Genomic DNA, 20,736 nt, shown 5'->3' with positions numbered 1-20,736 from the left:
CGGGCGTGTGCCGCTCAACGGGGACGGATGGGAATGCACCGTCCCACGGAGCCCTTTCCACACTCGCTGGAGTCGAGCCAGGTGGCGCCCGACAGCCGCGCGTCCGTCAGGTCCGCCCCCTCCAGGTTGGCGCCCTCTAGACTGGCGTTGCGCAGATCAGCCCCCTGGAGCTTGGCTCCTTCGAGGTTGCAGTTCGCCAGGGTGGCGGCTCGCAGGTTTGCTCCCGAGAGATCCGCGCGCATGAGGAGCGCGCCTCCGGCGGGGACGTGGTAGAAACTCATCTTCTTCGAACGGCGATAGGGCCCGTCCGGTCCGTGCAGGCCGCTCAGCTCCAGGTTGATGCCGCGCAGGTTGGCACCCTCGAAGTTAGCGGACTCCCGGGTGACGGCTTCGCGTAGATCCACCCCCTCCAGGTTGGCTCCCTGGAACTGCGCGTTTGCCAACCGGGTGTTGTCGAGCCGAGCCCCGCGCAGGTCCGCCTGCCGCGCATCCACGCCCTCCAGCCCGGCGCTGGTGAGGTCGGCGTTGCGCAGGCGCGCACGTGCCAGCTTCGCGCCCGACAACGTCGCGCCCTTGAGGCGGGCCCCCTCGAGGTCCGCTCCTTCCAGCGAGGCGTCCTGGAGATCGCACCCCTCGCACTCGCGCGTCTCCAGCAGGCGCCGGACGGTCTTCTCGCGCTCGCTGAGACACCCGGAAAGGGCAGGGGCGCCCAGCAGGAGCACGAGGGAGAAGAGCCGGCCGAGACGCATCGGGTGTCGCATGGCTGCGGAGTCTATCCCGCCTCCCCGTGGGCCGCTTCAGGGCTCGCTGCCTCCGGCCGGGTGGCGGATGGTCTCCCGCTCGCCAACAGGGCTTTCATGTAGGCTCCATCAAACACACCTCGTAGGGCATGCGTCCCAGGGGTGTGCGAGCACGATCCGTTCAACGAGGACGGGTGGGCATGCACCGCCCCACGGAGCCCTTTCCGCACTTGCTGTAGTCGAGCCAAGTGGCGCCCGACAGCTGCGCGTCCGTCAGGTCCGCTCCCTCCAGGTTGGCTTGTTCCAGGTTGGCGTCGCGCAGATCGGCGCCTCTGAAGATGGCTCCCTCGAAGTTGCACTTCGCCAGGGTCGCGAACCGTAGCTTCGCTCCCGAGAGGTCCGTGCGCATGAGGAGCCCGCCTCCACTGGGCACGTGATAGAAATTCGTCTTCTTGGATTGGCGATAGGGCCCCATCGGGCCGTTCACGGCGCCGCTCTCCAGGTTGATGCTGCGCAGGTTGGCACCCTCGAAGTTGACGGACTCCAGGTCGTCGGCGTTGCGCAGATCCACTCCCTCCAGGTTGGCTCCCTGGAGTTGCGCCCCCATCAACTTCGCATCATCAAGCCGCGCCCCGCGCAGGTCCGCCTGCCGCGCATCCGCGCTCCACAGCCCGGCGCCAGTGAGGTCGGCGTTGCGCAGGCGCGCGCGAGCCAGCCTCGCGCCCGACAACGTCGCGCCCTTGAGGCGGGCCCCCTCGAGGTCCGCTCCCTCCAGCGATGCATCCGTGAGATCGCATCCCTCGCACTCGCGCGTCTCCAGCAGGCGCCGGACGGTCTTCTCACGCTCACTGAGGCACCCGGAGAGGGTGGGGGCGCCCAGCAGGAGGACGAGGGAGAGGAGTCGGCCAAGGCGCACGTGCTGTCGCATGGCCCTGGAGTCTACCCCGTCCACCGAGCCCCGTTTCCCCCTCCCCTCGCGGTAGGAGGGAGGCTCGCCGCGGGCTCACTGCTCGCGCAGGATGAGCAGCCCGCGCCAGGAGTCCACCGCGTAGATGAACCCGTCACCCGGGACGCGGATGCCGAAGGCCCCGGCGTAGTAGTGGCCCGGATCCGCATCGGTCTCGCGGAAGGTGTTGTACCAGGCCACCTGGGTGGGCTGCGTGGGGTTGGAGACATCCAACACCCGCACGCCTTCCTGGTACCAGGCGATGTAGAGCTTCTTGCCCACCAGCACCATGTTGTGGATGGAGATCTCCGGGCGGAGCTGGAACCGGCCAATCTTCACGATGTTCGCCGGGTCCGTGACGTCGAGCACGCGCAGGTGCTCTCCCGGGCCCTCACCGCCCTCGAAGGCGATGGTGCGTCCCCCGAAGGTGCCCACCGCGTTGTGGTGGGCGTACTGGGCCGGGTAGGTGAAGGTGCCAAGCGCGCGGATGTCACCGGGGTTGCTCACGTCGGCCACCACGAAGCCCTCACCCGAGTTGCTGATGTAGAGCCGGTCTCCCGTGGCGAACATGTCGTGCGGATAGCCCGGATGGCGGCCGAGCTCCACGGGCTCGGTGGGCGTGGTGACGTCGAAGACGAGGGCTCCCTCGGACGACGCGGCGTAGAGGCGGTTGCTCTCGGCGAAGACGGTGTGGACGTTGAGGGCGGTGTCCGGCAGGTGGCGCAGCAGCTGGGGGTCCGCCGGCTCGCGGATGTCGAAGACGAGCAGGCCCCGGCTGGCACTGGCCACATAGAGCGCGTCTCCCTTGGCCCACACGCCGTTCCAATAGGTGTCGTTCGCGAGCTGGACCGTCTTCACCTTCACGGGCGCTGACGGGTTGCTCACGTCGAAGACGGTGAGGCCGCCCTGCCTGTCGTCCTGGATGATGGACACCACGTAGGCGTAGCCCTTGGTGACGTAGACATCCACCGGGGTGCCGATGTCCACGGCGCTCTCGGAGACGAGCTGCAGGCCCGAGGCCTCGGCCTCCCCCTCGCGCCGCTTCATGCGCTGGGACTTGAAGCTCTGCGTGAGGGAGAGCCTGGCGTTGCGGCAGCTGGCGATGCAGCCGGTGAATTCGGGAGCCTGGGGCGCCTGGCACGTGGCGAGCATCGTGGTGACCTTGCTGCCGCTCACGGTGGTGAAGGTGTTGGCATAGAAGCGGGCATTGCCATCGCTTGCCTGTTGCGTGATTGGACGGCCGTTGAGGAAGGGGGTGCCGCCGTCGCCGCTGAGGCGGAAGGTGGCGGCGCTGAAGATGGGAGGGCTCCGGAGGGTGCGGGTGGTCAGCATGTACAGGCCGTCGGTGCCCGCGTTCGCGAGCGACTCGCGGTCACATGCCGAGAGGTCGAAGATGCTGAAGTCGTTGCAGGCGCCTCCCGCGGCGACGGTGAAGGTGCAGGGGGCGAAGGCGCCCGTGTCCGGCCACGTGTTGCCCGTCTCCTCGAGCGGGACATAGCCGCCATCCCACTCGTAGCCCGTGCCGGCGTCGGTGCTGGCGTCGGGAGTGGAGGCGTCCGGCGAGTCCGGGAGTGACGGTGGGCAGCCGAGCAGCGTGGCGGCGCAGACGAGCAGCGGGGTCCAGGAGAGGTGCTTCCAGGTCATGCGGGTGGCTCCCGTGAAAAAGGGACGCGCATGCTCTGGAAGGCGTACGCCCCCGCGCAAGCGAGGAGTCCATCCGGCAAGTGTCAACCCGGGCGGGTTGAAGCCAGACGCGAAGCCTTCAACCGGGCTTCACCGGGAGGTGTCGGGACGGAAGCGCCGCTCGATGCGCGAGCGCAGCAGCTCGAGGACTTCCTTCTCGGAGGTGCCGGCCCCGGGCTCCAGCTTCAGGCTGATGGCGCCGCGGGTGACGAGCGCCTCGGGCTCGAGCTCCTTGCCGCGCTGCACAAGCCGCAGGTGCGCGGGCTCCAGCTCCACGCCGTAGGGCTGGAGGTACAGGTCCACGAAGCGCTGGAGGAGCTGGGCGCTGGTGAGGGCCTCGCGCTCCTCGGGCAGGAGCTGGAAGCCGATGGTGGTGCCCGCCAGCCGCAGGCCCTGCTCGACGATGATGCCGAGCCGCAGCGCGTGGGGCAGCAGGGCCTCCTGGCCCTCGGAACGGCTGTAGAGCCAGTAGCTCTTCTGCACGTGGGCGCACAGCGGGCACAGCATGCCGTTGAGCTCGTCGAGCCCGCGGGTGCGCAACAGGTGCTGGAGGAGCACCTCCTCGCCGCAGCGCTTGCACTGCTCCTGCGGGCCGATAACGGCGAGCACGGAGCGGCCTCGCTCGGCCACGTCCGCGCGTTGGAGCGCCAGCGGCACGGCGGCGAGCAACTCGGCGTCACGCAGTTGGAGGCCGAAGCGGAGCTCCTTCTTCATCACCCGCATGCCGAGCTCCAGGTGGCGCGGCAGCCGGGTGAGGGCCTGGTCGTAGGTGGGCGCCTCCGGCATGTCGAACTCGCGCAGCAACTCGTAGCGCTCGGCCCAGGCCTCGGTGGTGTCGAGCCCCGGGGGCGGACGGCCGGCGGCCTCGGCGAAGAAGGCCATGAGGGTGAGGGCTACCTGCCAGGGCTCCTGGGTGACGGCGTCCTCGAGGCGGCGGGCGAGCTCGCGTGCGGCGGGGGTGGCACGCTGGCGCTCGAGGCGGAGCACGCCCTGGCGCACCAGGGGGCTCTCCTGCACGGGATCGAAGGCGCGGAGCTTCCGCCCCTTCACGTTCTCGGCGAGCGTGGACATGCGCTTGTTCCTCAGGGAAGTCAGTGTGCGCGCGGCGCGCTCGAGCTGGCGCATGCGGGCACGGGCATCCTGGGCGAGCCCGTGCAGCTCCTCGTCCATCTCCGCGCGCGTCTCGGCGAGGTAGTCGCGGCCCTCGGCCTCGCGGCGCTTCGCTTCCTCGTGGAGGCGGGCGGTGGCGGTGGAGCGGAGGCTCTCGCGCTGCTGGCGCAGGGAGTGGACGGCGGTGGAGAGGATGCGGATGCGGCGCTCGAGGTGGGTCAGGCGCTCGTCGTCGGTGAGGTTGCCGGGAGCGGTGTCGCCCGCGCCCACCTTGGCGGCGATGAGCTCCAGGGTGGTGCGGTCTCCGGCCTCGTAGGCCACGTTGACGCGGGCCATGAGGGCGTCGAGCCGCGTGCGCTCCTCGTCCGACTGGGCGAGGTCCGGGTGGAGCAGCCGCGCCAGCCGGCGGTGGAGCCGCTTGAGGGCCACGGCCTCGTCCTCGCGCTCGGCCTGGAGCTCCTCCTCGGAGGGCGAATCGTCCTCGAATGTGTCCTCGTCCTCGTCGTCGTCGAAGGAGGCGCGCGCGGAGGCGTCCCCGGAGGTCTGGCGCGCGGAGGTCTGGGGCGGAGCGGCGCGCTCGGGGGGCTTGCGTGGATCAGGGAGGGCGGGCTGCTCGAGGAGGCGGGAGAGGGCGGAGGCGGCGTCCTGGAGGTTGCGGAGCCGGCGCAGGAGACGCTCGGAGCGGCTCACCTCCTCAAAGGAGGCGGAGAGGGAGTCCTCGTAGGCGCGGGAGAAGCGCTGCAGCTCCAGGCCGAGGGCGTCGAGCTCGGTGTCGAGCGAGTCGATCTCCGCGAGGAGCGCCTGGAGGCGCAGCTCGGCGCGGCGCAGGGGCGACTCCTCGGGGGGAGGCGCGACGCGGAGCAGGGCCGACTCGGGAGCGAGCGGTGCTGTCGACGAGGAGGACATGGCGCGGGGGACTCAGGGTACCGCGAGGGCGGGGTGATCGCCCGTAAAAGTCCCGAGCGCAAGTAGACGCCCGCCTGCCCTGGGGGCGAGCTTTCACTCCCCGGGCGGGAGCGGATCGGTTAAGTGTGCTGCATGCTGCGTGCACTCCACCTGAAAGGAGTCGGTCCCGCTCCGCGTTTCGATCTTGAGTTCACGGACCGGCTGAATGTCCTGACAGGGGATAACGGGCTGGGTAAGAGCTTCTTGCTCGACGTCGCCTGGTGGGGCCTGACGGGGACCTGGCCAGGGATGCCAGCGTGGCCTCGTCGTGGTGGTAAACGACCGGAGATTTCCTGGACCATCGGCAGCCAGGGCCAGCCGTTGGTGATGAGGAAGAGCGCATTCAACGCGCAGCGCCAGCTTTGGCCCTGGATGCCGCTTCGTACGCCCGGTCTGACGGTGTACGCGAGGGTCGATGGGAGCTTCTCGGTCTGGGATCCGGCTCGGAACTGGAACTACCAGGGCTCTTCCGCGAAATCCGAGATCCTTCGTCGCCCTGATGCTTTTCACTTCTCTCCCGCCGAACTGTGGGAGGGGCTTTCGTATGAGGGTAAGACCGTCTGTAACGGTTTGATACGGGACTGGGTGAGCTGGCAGCTCATGGATGATGGTTCGCCCCAGTCTCCGTTCCAGATGTTGTGCCGGGTGCTGGAGGGGCTCTCCCCCTCCATGGAGGAGCCCATCAAACCAGGGCGCCCCACCCGCATCTCGGTCGAGGATGTGCGTGACTACCCGACCATCGACATGCCCTACGGGAACATCCCCGTCGTGCATGCGTCGGCGGCGATGAGGCGCATCCTGGGATTGGCCTATCTCATCGTCTGGACGTGGCACGAACATGTTCAGGCTTCTGACCTTCTCGGGAAGAAGCCCAGCAGCCGGTTCGTCCTGCTGGTCGACGAAATCGAGACTCATCTTCATCCCCAGTGGCAGCGGCGCATCGTCCGCGCTCTCGTGGAGGTCATCGAGGGGCTGGCCAGGAAGGCATCCGTGCAAGCCATTCTCACGACGCACTCTCCCCTGGTGCTCGCCTCCCTGGAGCCGTTCTTCGATGAGGAGCGGGACGCTCTCTTCCTCTTCGAACTCCATGGCCAACGAGTGAACCTGCGGCAGCTTCCTTGGGTCAAGCAAGGGGATGCGAATGATTGGCTGACCTCCGAGGTCTTCAGGCTGGAGCAGCCGCGCTCACTCGAGGCCGAGCGCGCCATCGAGGCCGCCGAGGCTTTCATGCGAGGCGAGCGCGACGCGCTTCCCGCGGACTTGTCCACACAGGAGCGGCTCCACGCCGAGTTGCAGCGGCTGCTGCCGGAGCAGGACCCGTTCTGGCCGAGATGGATCGTGGCACGGGAGAAGGGGGGGCGCCGTGGTCCGCTGCATTCCGGCCGACGAGCCCGCTGACTTCGACCAGAAGGTCCGCAAGCCTGGACGTGCCTGGTTACGCAAGCACCGTGGGCGCACGGTGCGACCGCCACCGTACTGGCGCCAGTGCAATGCCCAGCTCGCGGCGGCTTTCGAGGAGCGCTGTGCCTATACGGCCATGTTCCTGGGTGCTCCGGGAACCGCCGATCACTTCGTTTCCATCGATGAGAATCGCGCGCTCGCGTACGAGTGGAGCAACTACCGGTACGCGTCGGCGTGGATCAACAGCCGCAAGCAGGCGCTGAGCTCCAAGGAACTGCTCGACCCCTTCCACATCGGCAAGGGTTGGTTCGAGCTGCTCCTCCCCTCGCTTCAGCTGTGTGTTTCGGAGCGATGCCCGAGCAGTCAGCGTGCCATCGCTGAAAACACCCTGAAGGCGCTCGGGCTGCGTGATGACGAGAGGGTGCTGCGCTATCGGCGCCAGTGGCTCGCGGAGTACGAGTGTGGCGACATCGACCTCGACTATCTGGAGAAGAAGGCTCCGCTGATCGCGCAGGCCGTTCGCCGCTGGGAAGAGGAGAACGGACGCCCGTGGGGCCAGCCCCCGCCCAGGCCGAAGCGGCCTCGCGCCAGGAAGTCGCCTGCTGCGAAGACGTCGGCACGAGTGAAGCAGTCGAGGAGGCAGGGGACCCGGCGTGGCCGCTCACGTTGAAGGGCCTCGTGTCTCAACCGGGCACTCCAGCCCAGCGCACCTCGGCGAACTGCCACGGGTCCGCGTCCCGCGAGCCGCCCTGGCCTCCTGAGCACACCCCGCTCCCGGCTCCGACAGGGCCCCCCGTGCAAGTCCGGCCCGCTCCGGCCTATGCTTGGGGCACCACCGACCCCCCCGGAGGAGCGCATGGCAGGCAGAGACCCCTATCGCCGCGTCTACGGTACGCAGCCCCTGCGCCGTGTGGGGAGTGGGCAGGATCGCATCGACCGGGAGGCCCAGGACGGGCCCCTCGAGTCCCCCATCCCCTCCGTGCGTGAGCAGCGCCAGTTGAACGCGCCGCTCAACCCCGAGCGCAAGAGCTTCGCCGCGGCGCTCGAACGGCTCGGCACTCCCGCCAAGAAGAAGTAGCCCGATGCTCGGCCTTCTTCTGCTGTGCCTGGGCGCCTCACCCGTGACGGTCTCCGCCGCGGGAGACCTGCACCTGGGCTCGTCCTCCACCGAGGCGCACGTGGCGCCGTTGTCCAAGCTGCTCCAGGGCGACGTGCGCTTCGTGAACCTCGAGACCCCCATCACGAAGTACGGCAGCGAGTCCGGGCTGGCGGCGGGCGGCAAGCCCACGGGCCCGCTGCGCTTCAATGCGTCCCCGGCGGTGGTGAAGTGGCTCAAGGGACGGGTCAACGCCGTCTCGCTGGCCAACAACCACGCGCTGGACCAGGGCGAGCTGGGGCGCACCGAGACGGCCGCCCTGCTGCGCGAGCAGGGCATCCAGCCGGCCACGCCCACCACGGACGCGGAGCTGAAGCTCCGGGGCCGGCGCATCCGCCTGCTCGCACGCGAGCTGCCCGAGACCTGGTCCCCCGAGGACGAGTCCACGCTGGCGTCCCAGGTGCGCGAGGCACGCGCGGAGGGCCCGGTGCTGGTGTCGCTGCACTGGGGGCGCACGGGAGCGCTGCTGCCCACCGAGGAGCAGCGCCGGCTGGCGGAGAAGCTCATCGACGCGGGGGCCACGGCGGTGCTGGGGCATGGCCCGCACACCCCGCAGGGCATTCAACGCCACGGGCGCGGCGTCATCGCGTACTCGCTGGGCAACCTGGCCTTCGCCTGCGGCTGCACGGACGAGCGCGACGCCTACGTGCTGCGCTTCCGCATCGACGACGCCGGGGCCGCCCTGGACGTCGAGGCCGTGCCGCTCCAGGCCGGGCTGCGCGAGCCTCCTCGGCTCGCCGGAGACCCGGGCGTGGCCCAGCTCATCCAGAGCCTCTCCGAGGATCTCGGCAGCCAGGCGCGCATCGAGGACGGACGGGTCCTCATCCGCTGACCGGAAGCCCCGGCGCGGTGCGTACTCTCTTCTCTCTCTCGGTTCCGCCCACCCGGGGCGGCGTGCGGCCTATCAGGCCACCAGCGCTGGGGGGACGGGTTCGTCGACGTCTCCGGCTCCCGACGGATTCTCCACCCGGAAGTCCTTGTCCTGCAGCGCGCCGCCGAACTCCTTCTCCACCTGGAGGATGAGCTCGATGTTGCGCTTGTCCGTCTTCGTCAGCCGCTTGTCCGAGTAGGCCGGGTCCGGCGTGTACCAGGGCATGCGCTGGAAGTGCTCCTGGAGCAGCTCGGATTTGAAGGACCGTCCGCGCCGCGCGAAGATGGTGTTGCGCAGCAGCCGCAGGTCCCGCAGCGACAGCATGCGCAGCTCCTTCACCTTCAGCACCTCGTCGAGCGAGCCCGCCGCCTGCTCGCGCTGGTCCTCGTCGACGGCGAAGTCCCCCATGGCGCGGCTGATGAGCCCCAGCTCGATGCGCTCCTCGGGACTCAGCTTTCCGAGGTCCGGCGCGACGGGCGTGTTGGCCCGGTGCTTCTTGAGGGCCTCGCCGTCATCACCGTGGTGGGTGCAGTCCTTGGAGGCCCAGGCCTCCGCCTCGAACTTCTCCACCCAGGCGAGCGGCTCGGGATGCCCGTAATCCCTGTCCAGGTGCGTCTTGCCCTTGTATGCGGACAGGTCGCACGCGATGACCTGTTTGCCATTCTTGCCCTCGTACGACGGGAGGTCGCCCCACCACTGGCCGGCCTTGCCGAGCAGCTGCTCCTTCATCTTCTCCAGGTCCGCGTAGCGCAGGCCCAGCTCGGCCTGGGCGATGAGCTCGACATTCTGGCGGTCCACCTTCGACAGCCGTTTGTAGGAGAATTTCGGATCCGGCTTGTACCAGGGCTGCTGCTGGAAGTGCTCGCGCAGCCAGGGCTTGCGGAAGCCGGCCCAGCCGTAGCGAGCGAAGATGGTGTTGCGCAGCAGGGACAGCTCGCGCAGCGACTTCGATTGCAGGTTCGGCTCCCCTTTGCAGCTCACGTACTCCGTCGCCGGCTCGTCCCCCGGGTCGAAGTTCCAGGCGCCCAGCTTCTCCTCGGTCACCTCATCCGCGCGGATGATGGTGCCGGACTTCGTCTTCCACCCCTTCACCTTCTCGCAGGGGAGGAGCTTCTCCGAGTAGCCGGCAATCTCGCTCGCGGGAGCGGGGACGTACTCCGCGGGCGGCTCCGCGAGGGCGGTGCCGGACAGGGCCAGGGTGGCCAGGACGAGGACGCGCATGCGTGAGACGATAGGCGAATGAGACTCCGCTCGCCCAGTGCCCTGCCTCTCGTGCTCACGCTCGCGCTCGGAGGCCGCGCCGGGGCCGAGGCTCCGTCACCCGCGCCCGTTGCACCTGCAACCGAAACACCCCCGCGTGCCCTGGCCTGCCTGTCGAAGTGGTACCAGGTGGAGCCGGTGAAGGTGGACGGCGCGTGGCACTTCAAGCTGGCGGGGGCCACGCACCCCTGGGACGACGGCAAGACGAAGTCCTTCGAGGAGAAGCTGGAGTCCCCGGACCTGGAGGACACGTTCTCCCTTCCCTATACCCCCGGGCCCATTGCGCCGGTGACGCGCGAGAACGAGGACCCGGGGCGCATCCGCTTCGACGCGCTCTTCCACGCGGCCTACGGCGCCAGCGAGGCCCAGGTGGACGTGGTGGACATCGACTTCCTCGGGCAGAAGCTGAAGGTGAACCGCAAGGCGGCACCGGCCTTCGAGCGCGTGGCGAAGCGGCTCGACGCGGAGGTGAAGAAGGAGCCCTCCCTGCGGCCGTACCTGAGGAACCTGGGCGGCACCTTCGTCTGGCGGAAGATCGCCAACACCCACCGCCAGAGCGCTCACTCGTACGGGGTGTCCATCGACGTGAACGTGAAGCGCTCGCACTACTGGGAGTGGGCGAAGCCGAAGGAGCCGGTGCGCTGGGCCAACCAGATTCCCCAGGTGCTCGTGGACGCCTTCGAGGCCGAGGGCTTCATCTGGGGCGGGCGCTGGTACCACTACGACACGATGCACTTCGAGTACCGGCCGGAGCTGTTGGATCCGTCCTGCAGATGACGGATCCATCGCCCGTCCGCCTGCTTTCTCTCCGTTGAGCCTGCTCCTCCGGCTGGTGCAGTCCCGATCGGAGGCTTATCCACTGGGCATGGCCACCCAGGAGACGTGGAGTGGGAAGAGGCAGGAGGCTTCCCACCGGGAGCAGGGACACGAGCAGCGGCGCCTCGTGGAGGCGCTCGAGCGCCGGGACCGGCAGTTGGAGCTGCTCACGCTGGCCGCGCAGGACCTCAACTCGAGCCTTCACGACCTGGACCTCATGCGGAGGCTCGTCTGGACGGCGATGGAGCTGGTGGAGGCGGAGGAGGGCGTCTGGGGCCGGGTGATGGATGGCCGGATGGTCATCAAGGAGTCGCTGTGGAGGGAGGGGCGGGTCGTCGAGCCCCGTCACGTCGTCTTCGAGCCGGGGGTGGGCGTTGCCGGCCACGTGCTGGCCACCGGGAAGCCCTACATCACGAATGACGCGCCGCATGACCCGCATGTCCTGCGGCAGCTCCAGCGGACCCGGGGCTTCTACAACCTCATCGACCTGCCCATCTTCAACCGCACCGGCGAGCTACTGGGGTGCTTCGAGCTGCACAACAAGAAGGACCGCCAGCCCTTCACCCAGGAGGACTTGAGGCTCCTCGAGGCGCTCCGGGCCTTCGCCGGGGTGGCCCTGGAGAACGTGCGTCTCCAGGACGCGGTCCAGTCCGAGCGCAAGCGCCTCGCCGAGAGCGAGCAGAAGTTCCGGCGGCTCTTCGAGTCCAACCTGATCGGCATCGTCTTCGGCGACACCCAGGGCGGTCTCCACGACGTGAATGGCTACTACGCCCGGCTGCTTGGCGTGTCGCGGGAGGAGATCCTCGCGGGCAAGGTGCGTTGGGATGCCCTCACTCCGCCGGAGGAGCTGGAGAAGGACAGGGCCGCGACGAAGGAGATGCTCGAATCCCCCCAGGGGGTCTGTACGCCCTACGAGAAGCGCTACGTCCTGCCGGATGGCCGCGTCGTCTGGGTGTTGCTGGGCTGTGCCTTCATCGATGAGGAGCGCGTCAAGAACGTCGCGTTCGTGCTCGACATCACCCAGGCCAAGGAGTCCGAGGAGCTGTTCGCGAGATTCCTCAACAGTGAGCAGCTGGCGCGGGAAGACGCGGAGACCACCCTGGCGCAGCTCCGGCTCGAGCGGAACCTGCGCGAGCAGTTCGTGTCGGCGCTCAGCCATGATCTCCGCACGCCGCTGACCGCGGCGAAGATGAGCGCCCAGCTCATTCCCCGCCAGCCCAACCTGCCGGACAAGGTCTACTCGCTCGCCGCGCGGGTGCGGCAGAACATCGACCGCGCGGACCAGATGATCACCGACCTGCTGGACGCCAACCGCATCCGCGCCGGCCAGGGACTGCCCATCGACGTGGCTCCCGGCGAGCTGCGGCAGGTGGTGGCCGACACCCTGGAGGAGCTCTCGAGCGTTCATGGAGAGCGGTTCCATCTTCGAGGCGAGACACAGCTCGAGGGTGCCTGGGATGTGCGGGCCATGCGGAGAATCGTCGAGAACCTCTGCGGCAATGCCATCAAGTACGGTGATCCGACACGGCAGGTGACGGTGAGCCTGGTGCTGGAGGGCGACGAGGTGGAGCTGTCCGTCCACAACTGGGGCAATCCCATCGCGCCCGAGGATCAGGAGCCGCTCTTCCAGTACTTCGCGCGCACGAAGAGCGCGGAGACCAGTGGAAAGAGGGGCTGGGGAATCGGGCTGACCCTGGTGAAGGGCGTCGCCGAGGCCCATGGGGGCAGCGTCCGCGTGGAGAGCACCTCGGAGAAGGGGACGACCTTCCGGGTGCGCCTGCCCAGGTGGGCGAAGCCTCCCGCGTGAGGCGGCGGGCCGTGGGGGCCATTGTTCTGCTGGCCGAACACTGTGTCCGCCCGGCGCGCCTTGGGTCCCCGGGGGCCGGCGGTTACAGAAGCCCGATGACTTCCCCCACCTCGCCCCGGCGCCGCGCCCTGTTGCTGTTCGTGCTGGGCACCCTGACGGCGTTCGCCCCGCTGTCCATCGACATGTACCTGCCGAGCCTGCCCTCCATCCAGGAGACGCTGGGCACGTCCGCTTCCCGGGTCCAGCTCACCCTGGCGGCGTTCATGGCGGGGCTGGGCCTGGGCCAGTTCATGTATGGCCCGCTCTCGGACCGGTTCGGCCGCAAGCGGCCGTTGCTGGCCGGCATCGTGCTCTACATCCTCGCGTCCGCCGCCTGTGCGTTCGCTCCGAGCATCCACTGGCTCATCGCGTTGCGCTTCCTCCAGGCGCTGGGGGGCGCCGCCGGAGCCGTCATCGCCCGCGCCATCGTCCGAGACCTCTACAGCGGCCGCGAGGTCGCCCGCGTCCTCTCCCTGCTCATGCTCATCATGGGCGCGGCCCCCATCCTCGCCCCACTCCTCGGCGGCCAGGTGCTCCTCTTCGCCGGCTGGCGGGCCATCTTCGGGGTGCTCGCCGTGCTCGGCACCGTGGCGCTGGTGCTCTCGCTGGTGGCCATTCCCGGCGTGCCGTCCCACCCCCGGCAGCCCGGCACCGCCAGCTCGCTCGGGACGAACCTCCGCGTCCTCTTCACCGACCGCCGCTTCCTCACCGCCACGTTCGCGGGCGGCTTCGCGCAGTCCGGCATGTTCGCCTACATCTCCGGCGCGCCCTTCGTGTTCATGGAGCTGCTCCACGTCTCGCCCGAGCGCTTCGCCTGGGTCTTCGCCGTGAACGCCGTCGGCATCATCGGCGCCAGCCAGCTCAACCGCCGGCTCCTGGCCCGCCGCTCGCCCGAGCGCATCGCCGTCTCGGCCTCGCTCTTCATGCTCCTCATGGGGGCCGCGCTCCTGGTGCTGGCCGTGTCGGGACTCGGGCGCCTGTCCACGCTGGCCCCCGCCCTGTTCCTGTTCATCTCCGTCATCGGCTTCGTGACGCCCAACGCGGCCGCGCTGGCCCTGGAGGAGCATGGCGCCCGGGCCGGGGTGGCGTCCGCCGTCCTCGGCTCCCTGCAGTTCGCCGTGTCCGCCGCTGCCTCGGCGTGCGTGGGGCTCCTCAACGATGGGAGCATGCTCCCCATGGCGGCCGTCATGGCGGTGTGCGCCGGGGGCTCCTGCGTGATGGGCCTGTCCATGCCCGCGAGGAAGCAGGACGAGGCCCCGGAGGCCCGCGCCGCCGCCTCCGCGGCCTGAGGTGCCTCACCCGCCGCGGAACACCTTGCGGAAGTGCTCGGTCATGAAGTCGATGAGCACGCGCACCCGCTGGGGCAGGTGCTTGCGCTGCGGGTAGACGAGGGAGATGACGAGCGGTTCGGCCGCGTACGGCTCGAGCACCGAGACGAGCCGCCCCTCGCGCAGGTCCGCGTCCACGAGCGAGCGTGGCAGCCGGGCCAGCCCCAGGCCCTCGAGCGCCGCCTCGCGCAGCACGGCGATGTCATCCACCACGAGCGTGCCCGAGACGGGGACGTCGGTGGACTGGCCCTCGAGCCGGAAGACCCACTTGCTGTCGCGCATGCGCAGGCAGTTGTGCGAGGCCAGCTCATGCGGCGTGGTGGGCGGGGGGCGCCGGGCGAAGTAGGCGGGCGCGCCGCAGACGAGCCGCTTCTCGGTGCCGAGCCGCCGCTCGATGAGGGAGCGCTCGTGGGGCCGCGGGAAGAGCCGCACCGCGACGTCGAAGCTCTCGGTGAGCGGGTCCACCCGCCGGTCCGACACGCTCAGCTCCACCTGGACGCGGGGGTAGCGCTCGGCGAACTTCTCCAGCAGCGAGGGCAGCGGGTGCAGGGAGAGGCCCACCGGGGCGGAGACGCGCACGGTGCCCTCGGGGATGGTGCCCACGTTGCCGAGCAGATCCGACGCCTCGTCCGCCACCGAGAGCAGGTGCGCGCAGCGCTCGTAGAGCCGGGCGCCGTCGGGGGTGACGGACAGGCGGCGCGTGGTGCGCTGCAGGAGCCTCACACCCAGCCTCCGCTCGAGCGCGGCCACCCGGGTGCTCACCGCCGACTTGGAGAGGCCGAGCCGGGCCGCGGCGCCCGAGAAGGAGTGGGCCTCCACGACGCGGGCGAACACCGTCATGGCCACCAGGTCGTCGAGGGAGGCGCCCACGATTGTTCTCCTGCCAGAACAGTGCGTGGGCCGTCTGCCGCCGCTCAGCGCCCGTCTGGCTTCTCGCCACGGTAGGACGACCAGTAGCTGTCGGGAAGCGGATTGGTCCCGCGGTCACTGCGTACGCCATCCCCGTCCGGAATCTCCCCGACGCCTCCGCAGGCGGCCTCGTCCTCGGCCTCCTGCTCACAGCGCTTGTGGAAGTCGTCCGGGGGCTCGTGCCGGGGAATCTGGTGGGCGCCCTGCTGCTCTCGGGTGGGTTCTGGCTCGTCCTGCTCGTTCCGCACGTCCGTGGGGCGTCCGAACATGTCCTCGGCGGGCTGCGGGGGTGGCCGTCTGTCCTGGTTCGCCATGGTGGAATGCCTCCGAGAAACAAGGCTCATGACGTGCCCGCCCGGCGGCAATGAAACCACCGGGTCAGGCAGGAGGGCAGGCGGACAGCGGAGCGGGTACTCGCCCGGCGCTCAGCGCGTGACGGCGGGCGCCGGAGCTAACGCGGCGGGCGCGGCCTCGGGCTCGGGCTCCACGGTGGGGGCGGCGATGCCCTCGGGGAGGAACTTGAGGAGCACGAGCGCGGGCAGGGCGAGCACCACGGTGAGGCCGAAGAAGCCGGCCCAGCCCATGCTCTCGGCGAGGAAGCCGGAGGTGGCGGTGAGCATGCGGCCGCCGAAGTTGGCCAGCGCGGACAGCAGCGCGAACTGGGTGGCGCTGAAGCGCTTGTTGCACAGCGACATGGTGAAGGCGCCAAAGGCCGTGGTGGCCATGCCGCCGCACACGTTGTCCGTGCAGATGGCGAGCGCCAGCATGAGGTGGTTCTTGCCCACCAGCGCGAGCGCCAGGAAGGTCAGGTTGGTGAGGGCCTGGAGCGTGCCGAAGATGAACAGGCTGCGGCGCATGCCCAGCTTCGCCAGCAGTGCGCCCCCGAAGAGCGCGCCGGCGATGGTGGCCCCCATGCCCACGCCCTTGCTGATGGTGCCCACCTCCAGGTTGGAGAAGCCCAGCTTGAGGAAGAAGGGCGTGGTCATGCCACCGGCCACGGCATCGCCCAGCTTGTAGAGCAGGAGGAAGAGCAGGGCGAGCAGCGCGCCATTGCGGCGGAAGTAGTCGAGGAAGGGAACGACGGCGGCCTCGGTGAGGGTGCGCGGCGGGCGCTGGCCCTGGGGCTCGCGGGCCACCAGCGTGGCCAGGACTCCCACCAGCATCAGCGAGGCCATGATCCAATACGTCTGGGACCAGCCGATGAACTGCGAGAGGCTGAGGGCCACGGCCCCGGAGGCGATCATCCCGAAGCGGTAGCCCATGACGAAGGTGGCGACGCCGAAGCCCCGCTCGGCCTCGGAGAGGGTGTCGGTGCGCCACGCGTCGGAGACGACGTCCTGACTGGAGGAGAGGAAGGCCACCAGCAGGGCGAGGCTGGCCATGGTGAAGGGCTCGTCCTTGGGGTTGACGAAGCCCATGGCGGCGATGGCGCCCATGAGTCCCAGCTGCGTGAGCAGCATCCACCCGCGGCGCCGGCCCAGGAAGGGCAGGGCGAAGCGGTCCATGACGGGCGCCCAGATGAACTTGAAGGTGTAGGGCGAGGAGACGAGGGTGAAGATGCCGATCGTCTTGAGATTGACGCCCTCGTTCGTCATCCAGGCGGAGAGGGTGCCGCCCACGAGGAGGAGGGGCAGACCAGAGGCGAAGCCGAGCGCCACGAGGAGCCAGGCGCGCGGGCTGCGAAGGACCTGGAAGATGGAGGGCTTGGACATGGGCAGGGGCACAGAATACCGGCCCCGGGGCGGATTCCATCCTCCGTGTCGAGGGCGCGGGCGATGCAGTGTCCGCCCGGCTGCTGTCCGAGCCCTCCGGTGTCTGCCGCCGGGCGCTGGGGCCCCCCCGCCCGCTCCCCCGGGAGCCGGCGGCACGAGGGCCTCGCTCATGGCTCGCGCACGGCGGGAAGCTGGCGTATAGGGGCGGCACCCTCCCTTCCCCCGGAGAAGCACCATGAAGCTCTACGAGAACCCGTTCTCCAGCGCCGCCCTGAAGGTCCGTGCCGTCATCCACGAGCTCGGCCTGCCCGTCACCCTCGTCACCGTCGACATGGCGAAGGGCGAGCACAAGTCGCCCGAGTTCCTCGCCAAGAACCCCAACGGCAAGGTCCCCACGCTCGTCGAGGACGACGGCTTCTGTGTCTGGGAGTCCAACGCCATCATGTGCTACCTGGCCGCCAAGAAGCCCGAGAGCGGGCTGCTGCCCGCCGACGCGCGCGGCATGGCCCTGGTGCAGCAGTGGCTCCAGTGGCAGGCCAGCACCTTCGCCGCCTCCACCGGTGAGGTGATGATGGAGACCCTCTACGCGAAGTTCTTCGGCCGCGCCAAGGACGAGGCGAAGTACGCCGCCGGCATGGAGAAGGTCCGCCGTGACCTGGCCGTGCTGGAGAAGACGCTCGCCGGCAAGGAGTTCCTCTGCGGCAAGCTGACGCTCGCGGATTTCTCCATCGTCTCCGCCCTGGTCCTGCGCACCCCCATGGGCGTGGACCTCGAGGCCTTCCCCAACGTGAAGGCCTGGGTCGCTCGCATGGAGTCGCGCGAGAGCGTCCGCAAGTCCCTGCCTCCCCTGTAGTCGGCAGGGAAGTTCGGGGTGGGGGTGGAGACCCTCACCCCGGCCCTCTCCCAAGGGGGAGGGAGTGGTGTGGACTACCAGCGCTGACGCGACTCGCGGCGGTCCTCACGACGGTCCTCACGGCGATCCTCGCGCCGCTCGTTCCGGTCCTCGCGCAGCTCCTGCCGCGTCTGCTGCACCTCGTGCTGGGCCACCTGGATGAGCTGCACGATGAGGTTGCGCTCGCGCTGCAGGTCCGCGTAGTTGCGGTTGCCCATCACCCAGTTGAGCTCGCGGGCGATCGCCATCCGCGTCTGCAGCGTGGCCGCCTCGACGCGCGTGTCCCGGATGTCGTCCCGGCGGTCGCGCCGGTCATCCGCCTTCCCACGGCCCCAGCGCGCCTCGCGGGTGCTCCGACGCACCTCCCGCTTGTCCTTCTCCAGCTCGACGCGGCTCTCGTGCAGCTCCGCGCGCAGCAGCTCGCGCAGCCTGTTCTCCACCGACGACATCTCGCGCTCGTCCTGCCGCGACCACGCCTGGTCAAAGCGCTCCAGCACGTTCTGCAGATCGGCCACATCGCGCCGGTCGTCCCGGAGCTCACGCCGGTCCGTGCGGACTTCCTGGCGGTCCTGCGCACGCTCGTTCGGACGGCCCCACTGCTGGGCCTGGGCACTGCCGGCGAGAAGGAGCGAGGCGATGAGGGCGGAAGAAATGCGGTTCATGGTGTTCATCCTTGGGTTGGGGTCGTTTCCGTCAACACCGAGTCAGACGGAGGCCCGCGGAGTTTATTCGAACCCCCCTTGGCCCCTCTGGATGGGGGCACTCCGGGTGAGGCGCCCCCGTGCCCGGGGTGCTGTCGTCCTCCTCCAGGGGCCTCATTGAAGGAGTCCCGGGCGCTGGCTCGTGGATGTGGACCGCGAGCGGGTCCAGGTCTACCGTGCGCCAGACGCCAGATTCCGGCGCAGCGGCATCTGGTCGTTCCACGCGCGGGGGCGGCGGAACCATGGCGGAGTGTCTCCTCAACATCGACCTGGGCGAGCTGCCCGAGGAGGACGAGCGGCTCTACGCGTGCGCCCAGGTGGCCAACATCGCCTGCGGCGGGCACGCGGGTGACGAGCAGTCCATGCGCCGGGCCCTCGAGGCCTGTGCGCGCCATGGCACCCGCGCCGGGGCGCACCCCTCCTTCGAGGACCGCGCGAACTTCGGCCGCCAGGAGCTGCAGGTGGCCCCCGAGGTGCTTCGCGCCCAGGTGGCCGCCCAGTGCTCCCGGCTGGTGACGCTCGCCTCCGAGATGGGCGTGCCCGTGCGCTACGCCAAGCCCCATGGCGCCCTGTACCACGCCTCCAACCGCGACCCCGCGCTCGCCCGCGCCGTCGTCGAGGGCGTCGTCGAGGCGCTCGGCCCGGGCATCACCTTCCTCGGCCCCGGCTCCGGTGCGCTGCGCGAGGCGGCCCGGGCCGCGGGGCTCCACTATGCGCGCGAGGGCTTCGCGGACCGGGGCACCCGGCCCGATGGCTCGCTCATTCCCCGCGGGCAGCCGGGCGCGGTGCTGAGCGACCCCGCGGTGGCCCGGGAGAACGCGCTGCGGCTGGCGCTCGGCGGCACGGTGGACACGCTGTGCGTGCACGGGGACTCTCCGGGCGCGGTGGACATGGCCCGCGAGGTGCGCGCCGTGCTGGATGTGCTCTCCCTGCGCGCCGAGCCCCTCGGCGAGGGCGCGTTGCGGCTCGTCCTGCCCGCGCGGCTGGAGCGGCGCGCGGTGCTCGCGACCCTGAAGGCCGAGCCCGGGGTGGTGGACGTGGTGGTGGGCGAGGAGTACGCCAGCGTGTACTTCGACCCGGCGGCGCCTCCCGAGGACCCTCGGCGCGTGCTGGGCCGCCTGGCCGTGACTCCCGCGCTGCTGGAGGAGCCGCCGCTCGTCACCGTGCGCGTGCGCTACGACGGGCCGGACCTGGAGGCCGTGGCCGAGCGCGTGGGCCTCTCGGTGGATGACGTGGTGCTGCTGCACGCCTCGCGCGAGTACACGGTGTGTAGCGTGGGGTTCCTCCCCGGCTTCGCCTACCTGGGCGAGGTGGATGGGCGCATCGCCGTGCCCCGGCTGGGGACGCCGAGGCCTCGCGTGCCGGGGCTCGCGGTGGGGCTCGCCGGGCGCCGCACCGGCATCTACCCGTTCGCCTCGCCGGGCGGGTGGAACCTGCTCGGCACCGCCGTGGACTTCACCCCCTTCCAGCCCGGCTCCGGTGCGCTGTTGCGCCTGGGGGACCGGGTCCTCTTCGAGCGGGTGGACTGAATGGACGCATGGCTGGAGGTGCTCGGCGCCGGTGGGCCTGTGATGGTGCAGGACGGAGGCCGCGTGGGCCTCATGCACCACGGGGTGCCGCCCGGAGGCGCGCTGGTGCCCGAGTGGCTCGCCGCGGCCAACCGCTCGGTGGGCAACGTGTGGCGCGCGGCGGCGCTGGAGTGTTACGGGCGGCTGGAGCTGCGGCTGCACGGGCGCGACGCCTGGGTGTCGGTGGATGGCCGCGCCTTCCGGGTGGAGGCGGGCGGGCAGTTCTCCGTGCCGGCGCCCGAGGCGGGCGTGGTGCGTTATGCGGCCGTGGAGGGCGGGCTCGACGTGCCCGAGGTGCTCGGCGGCCGGGGCACGCTGCCGGTGGCCCGGTTGGGCGGTGTCGAGGGCCGGGCGCTGAAGCGCGGGGATGTGCTGCCGCTCGGGACTGGAGGCGGTTCGCGCGAGGAGCCGGGCCCGGCGCTGCCGCTGGAGGCCGAGGTGCGCGTGGTGCTCGGACCGGACCTGGGGCGCTTTGGCGCGGATGCGGTGGAGGTGTTGCTGGAGAGCGCCTTCACCGTGTCGCCCACCAGCGACCGCGTGGGCATGCGGCTGCGCGGACCGGGGCTGCCCCAGGCGGATGAGGGCTCGGGGCTCTCCGGGCCCATGGTACGGGGCGCCCTCCAGGTGCCCGCGTCCGGAGAAGTCATCGTGCTCGGACCGGACCATCCCACCACGGGCGGCTACCCGGTGCTCGCCGTGGTCATCCGCGCCGACTGGGGACGCCTGGCCGCCCGCCGGCCGGGGGCCGCCGTGCGCTTCCGCGCCGTGAGCGTGGACGAGGCGCGTGAAATCTGGCGTCAGCACGCCCCGGTGTATGGTGCCGCGCCGGAATCCGTCACCCGGTGACAAGGG

At 70.2% G+C, this 20,736-nt stretch carries 19 protein-coding genes; 10 read left to right on the top strand and 9 right to left on the bottom strand.

The features are described from left to right. Positions 1–14: 14 nt before the first annotated feature. From NR798_RS46150 to NR798_RS46135, 4 genes are all read right to left on the bottom strand, one after another. Entirely contained in the window at positions 15–761 is a 747-nt protein-coding gene (locus tag NR798_RS46150) for a pentapeptide repeat-containing protein (RefSeq protein ID WP_375769013.1), read from the bottom strand. Between the two features lie 160 nt (positions 762–921). Next, entirely contained in the window at positions 922–1,668 is a 747-nt protein-coding gene (locus tag NR798_RS46145) for a pentapeptide repeat-containing protein (RefSeq protein WP_375769012.1), read from the bottom strand. 75 nt (positions 1,669–1,743) lie between these two features. Next, entirely contained in the window at positions 1,744–3,330 is a 1,587-nt protein-coding gene (locus NR798_RS46140; protein ID WP_375769011.1) for an LVIVD repeat-containing protein, read from the bottom strand. A gap of 129 nt (positions 3,331–3,459) precedes the next feature. Then, complete coding sequence (locus tag NR798_RS46135; protein WP_375769010.1) at positions 3,460–5,385, bottom strand: molecular chaperone DnaJ; 1,926 nt, start codon at positions 5,383–5,385, stop codon at positions 3,460–3,462. A gap of 132 nt (positions 5,386–5,517) precedes the next feature. Between NR798_RS46135 and NR798_RS46130 the strand changes: the two genes are divergently transcribed. The 4 genes from NR798_RS46130 to NR798_RS46115 all read left to right on the top strand — a co-directional run bounded on the left by NR798_RS46130 (position 5,518) and on the right by NR798_RS46115 (position 8,813). Continuing rightward, entirely contained in the window at positions 5,518–6,822 is a 1,305-nt protein-coding gene (locus NR798_RS46130) for an AAA family ATPase (protein WP_375769009.1), read from the top strand. Next, the gene (locus NR798_RS46125) at positions 6,788–7,495 is read left to right on the top strand and encodes a hypothetical protein (RefSeq protein ID WP_375769008.1); all 708 of its coding nucleotides are present in this window, start codon (positions 6,788–6,790) and stop codon (positions 7,493–7,495) included. The genes NR798_RS46130 and NR798_RS46125 overlap by 35 nt, the downstream gene beginning before the upstream one ends. 186 nt (positions 7,496–7,681) lie before the next feature. Continuing rightward, complete coding sequence (locus NR798_RS46120; RefSeq protein WP_375769007.1) at positions 7,682–7,903, top strand: hypothetical protein; 222 nt, start codon at positions 7,682–7,684, stop codon at positions 7,901–7,903. A 4-nt stretch (positions 7,904–7,907) separates the two neighbouring features. Beyond that, positions 7,908–8,813: a CapA family protein gene (locus tag NR798_RS46115; RefSeq protein WP_375769006.1), complete on the top strand. Its 906-nt coding sequence runs from the start codon at positions 7,908–7,910 to the stop codon at positions 8,811–8,813. A 72-nt stretch (positions 8,814–8,885) separates the two neighbouring features. Here NR798_RS46115 and NR798_RS46110 read toward each other — a convergent pair whose 3' ends face one another. Further along, the gene (locus tag NR798_RS46110; RefSeq protein ID WP_375769005.1) at positions 8,886–10,073 is read right to left on the bottom strand and encodes a YARHG domain-containing protein; all 1,188 of its coding nucleotides are present in this window, start codon (positions 10,071–10,073) and stop codon (positions 8,886–8,888) included. An 18-nt stretch (positions 10,074–10,091) separates the two neighbouring features. Here NR798_RS46110 and NR798_RS46105 point away from each other — a divergent pair, with 18 nt between their 5' ends. The 3 genes from NR798_RS46105 to NR798_RS46095 all read left to right on the top strand — a co-directional run bounded on the left by NR798_RS46105 (position 10,092) and on the right by NR798_RS46095 (position 14,063). Beyond that, on the top strand, positions 10,092–10,889 hold the full coding sequence (locus NR798_RS46105; protein ID WP_375769004.1) for a M15 family metallopeptidase: 798 nt from the start codon (positions 10,092–10,094) through the stop codon (positions 10,887–10,889). Positions 10,890–10,977: 88 nt separating this feature from the next. Then, on the top strand, positions 10,978–12,735 hold the full coding sequence (locus NR798_RS46100; RefSeq protein WP_375769003.1) for an ATP-binding protein: 1,758 nt from the start codon (positions 10,978–10,980) through the stop codon (positions 12,733–12,735). A 95-nt stretch (positions 12,736–12,830) separates the two neighbouring features. Further along, positions 12,831–14,063: a Bcr/CflA family multidrug efflux MFS transporter gene (locus NR798_RS46095; protein WP_375769002.1), complete on the top strand. Its 1,233-nt coding sequence runs from the start codon at positions 12,831–12,833 to the stop codon at positions 14,061–14,063. Positions 14,064–14,069: 6 nt separating this feature from the next. Here NR798_RS46095 and NR798_RS46090 read toward each other — a convergent pair whose 3' ends face one another. The 3 genes from NR798_RS46090 to NR798_RS46080 all read right to left on the bottom strand — a co-directional run bounded on the left by NR798_RS46090 (position 14,070) and on the right by NR798_RS46080 (position 16,723). Continuing rightward, the gene (locus tag NR798_RS46090; RefSeq protein ID WP_375769001.1) at positions 14,070–14,972 is read right to left on the bottom strand and encodes a LysR family transcriptional regulator; all 903 of its coding nucleotides are present in this window, start codon (positions 14,970–14,972) and stop codon (positions 14,070–14,072) included. A 44-nt stretch (positions 14,973–15,016) separates the two neighbouring features. Further along, complete coding sequence (locus NR798_RS46085; protein ID WP_375769000.1) at positions 15,017–15,325, bottom strand: hypothetical protein; 309 nt, start codon at positions 15,323–15,325, stop codon at positions 15,017–15,019. Positions 15,326–15,436: 111 nt separating this feature from the next. Continuing rightward, positions 15,437–16,723, bottom strand: coding sequence for an MFS transporter (locus NR798_RS46080; protein ID WP_375768999.1), 1,287 nt, complete (start codon positions 16,721–16,723; stop codon positions 15,437–15,439). A gap of 235 nt (positions 16,724–16,958) precedes the next feature. Between NR798_RS46080 and NR798_RS46075 the strand changes: the two genes are divergently transcribed. Further along, positions 16,959–17,576, top strand: a complete 618-nt coding sequence (locus NR798_RS46075) for a glutathione S-transferase family protein (protein WP_375768998.1) — start codon at positions 16,959–16,961, stop codon at positions 17,574–17,576. Positions 17,577–17,650: 74 nt separating this feature from the next. Here NR798_RS46075 and NR798_RS46070 read toward each other — a convergent pair whose 3' ends face one another. Then, positions 17,651–18,277 (bottom strand): hypothetical protein, encoded by a 627-nt coding sequence (locus NR798_RS46070; protein WP_375768997.1) that lies wholly within the window; start codon positions 18,275–18,277, stop codon positions 17,651–17,653. Between the two features lie 281 nt (positions 18,278–18,558). Between NR798_RS46070 and NR798_RS46065 the strand changes: the two genes are divergently transcribed. Beyond that, the gene (locus tag NR798_RS46065) at positions 18,559–19,845 is read left to right on the top strand and encodes a LamB/YcsF family protein (RefSeq protein WP_375768996.1); all 1,287 of its coding nucleotides are present in this window, start codon (positions 18,559–18,561) and stop codon (positions 19,843–19,845) included. Next, entirely contained in the window at positions 19,846–20,730 is an 885-nt protein-coding gene (locus tag NR798_RS46060; protein WP_375768995.1) for a biotin-dependent carboxyltransferase family protein, read from the top strand. Positions 20,731–20,736: the final 6 nt, after the last annotated feature.

It is taken from the genome of Archangium gephyra (assembly GCF_042230915.1).
GTDB classification, from domain to species: domain Bacteria; phylum Myxococcota; class Myxococcia; order Myxococcales; family Myxococcaceae; genus Archangium; species Archangium gephyra_B.
The sequence above is the reverse complement of the archived record's forward strand: the minus strand, read 5'-3'. Positions and strand labels throughout refer to the sequence as shown.

What these genes read in the sequence shown, in the direction of transcription:
- NR798_RS46105 (WP_375769004.1), top strand. Translation starts at nt 10,092, where the DNA reads ATGAGACTCCGCTCGCCCAGTGCCCTGCCTCTCGTGCTCACGCTCGCG.
- NR798_RS46060 (WP_375768995.1), top strand. Translation starts at nt 19,846, where the DNA reads ATGGACGCATGGCTGGAGGTGCTCGGCGCCGGTGGGCCTGTGATGGTG.
- NR798_RS46115 (WP_375769006.1), top strand. Translation starts at nt 7,908, where the DNA reads ATGCTCGGCCTTCTTCTGCTGTGCCTGGGCGCCTCACCCGTGACGGTC.
- NR798_RS46110 (WP_375769005.1), bottom strand. Translation starts at nt 10,073, where the DNA reads ATGCGCGTCCTCGTCCTGGCCACCCTGGCCCTGTCCGGCACCGCCCTC.
- NR798_RS46080 (WP_375768999.1), bottom strand. Translation starts at nt 16,723, where the DNA reads ATGTCCAAGCCCTCCATCTTCCAGGTCCTTCGCAGCCCGCGCGCCTGG.
- NR798_RS46120 (WP_375769007.1), top strand. Translation starts at nt 7,682, where the DNA reads ATGGCAGGCAGAGACCCCTATCGCCGCGTCTACGGTACGCAGCCCCTG.
- NR798_RS46100 (WP_375769003.1), top strand. Translation starts at nt 10,978, where the DNA reads ATGGCCACCCAGGAGACGTGGAGTGGGAAGAGGCAGGAGGCTTCCCAC.
- NR798_RS46070 (WP_375768997.1), bottom strand. Translation starts at nt 18,277, where the DNA reads ATGAACCGCATTTCTTCCGCCCTCATCGCCTCGCTCCTTCTCGCCGGC.
- NR798_RS46145 (WP_375769012.1), bottom strand. Translation starts at nt 1,668, where the DNA reads ATGCGACAGCACGTGCGCCTTGGCCGACTCCTCTCCCTCGTCCTCCTG.
- NR798_RS46140 (WP_375769011.1), bottom strand. Translation starts at nt 3,330, where the DNA reads ATGACCTGGAAGCACCTCTCCTGGACCCCGCTGCTCGTCTGCGCCGCC.
- NR798_RS46065 (WP_375768996.1), top strand. Translation starts at nt 18,559, where the DNA reads ATGGCGGAGTGTCTCCTCAACATCGACCTGGGCGAGCTGCCCGAGGAG.
- NR798_RS46150 (WP_375769013.1), bottom strand. Translation starts at nt 761, where the DNA reads ATGCGACACCCGATGCGTCTCGGCCGGCTCTTCTCCCTCGTGCTCCTG.
- NR798_RS46085 (WP_375769000.1), bottom strand. Translation starts at nt 15,325, where the DNA reads ATGGCGAACCAGGACAGACGGCCACCCCCGCAGCCCGCCGAGGACATG.
- NR798_RS46075 (WP_375768998.1), top strand. Translation starts at nt 16,959, where the DNA reads ATGAAGCTCTACGAGAACCCGTTCTCCAGCGCCGCCCTGAAGGTCCGT.
- NR798_RS46130 (WP_375769009.1), top strand. Translation starts at nt 5,518, where the DNA reads ATGCTGCGTGCACTCCACCTGAAAGGAGTCGGTCCCGCTCCGCGTTTC.
- NR798_RS46095 (WP_375769002.1), top strand. Translation starts at nt 12,831, where the DNA reads ATGACTTCCCCCACCTCGCCCCGGCGCCGCGCCCTGTTGCTGTTCGTG.
- NR798_RS46135 (WP_375769010.1), bottom strand. Translation starts at nt 5,385, where the DNA reads ATGTCCTCCTCGTCGACAGCACCGCTCGCTCCCGAGTCGGCCCTGCTC.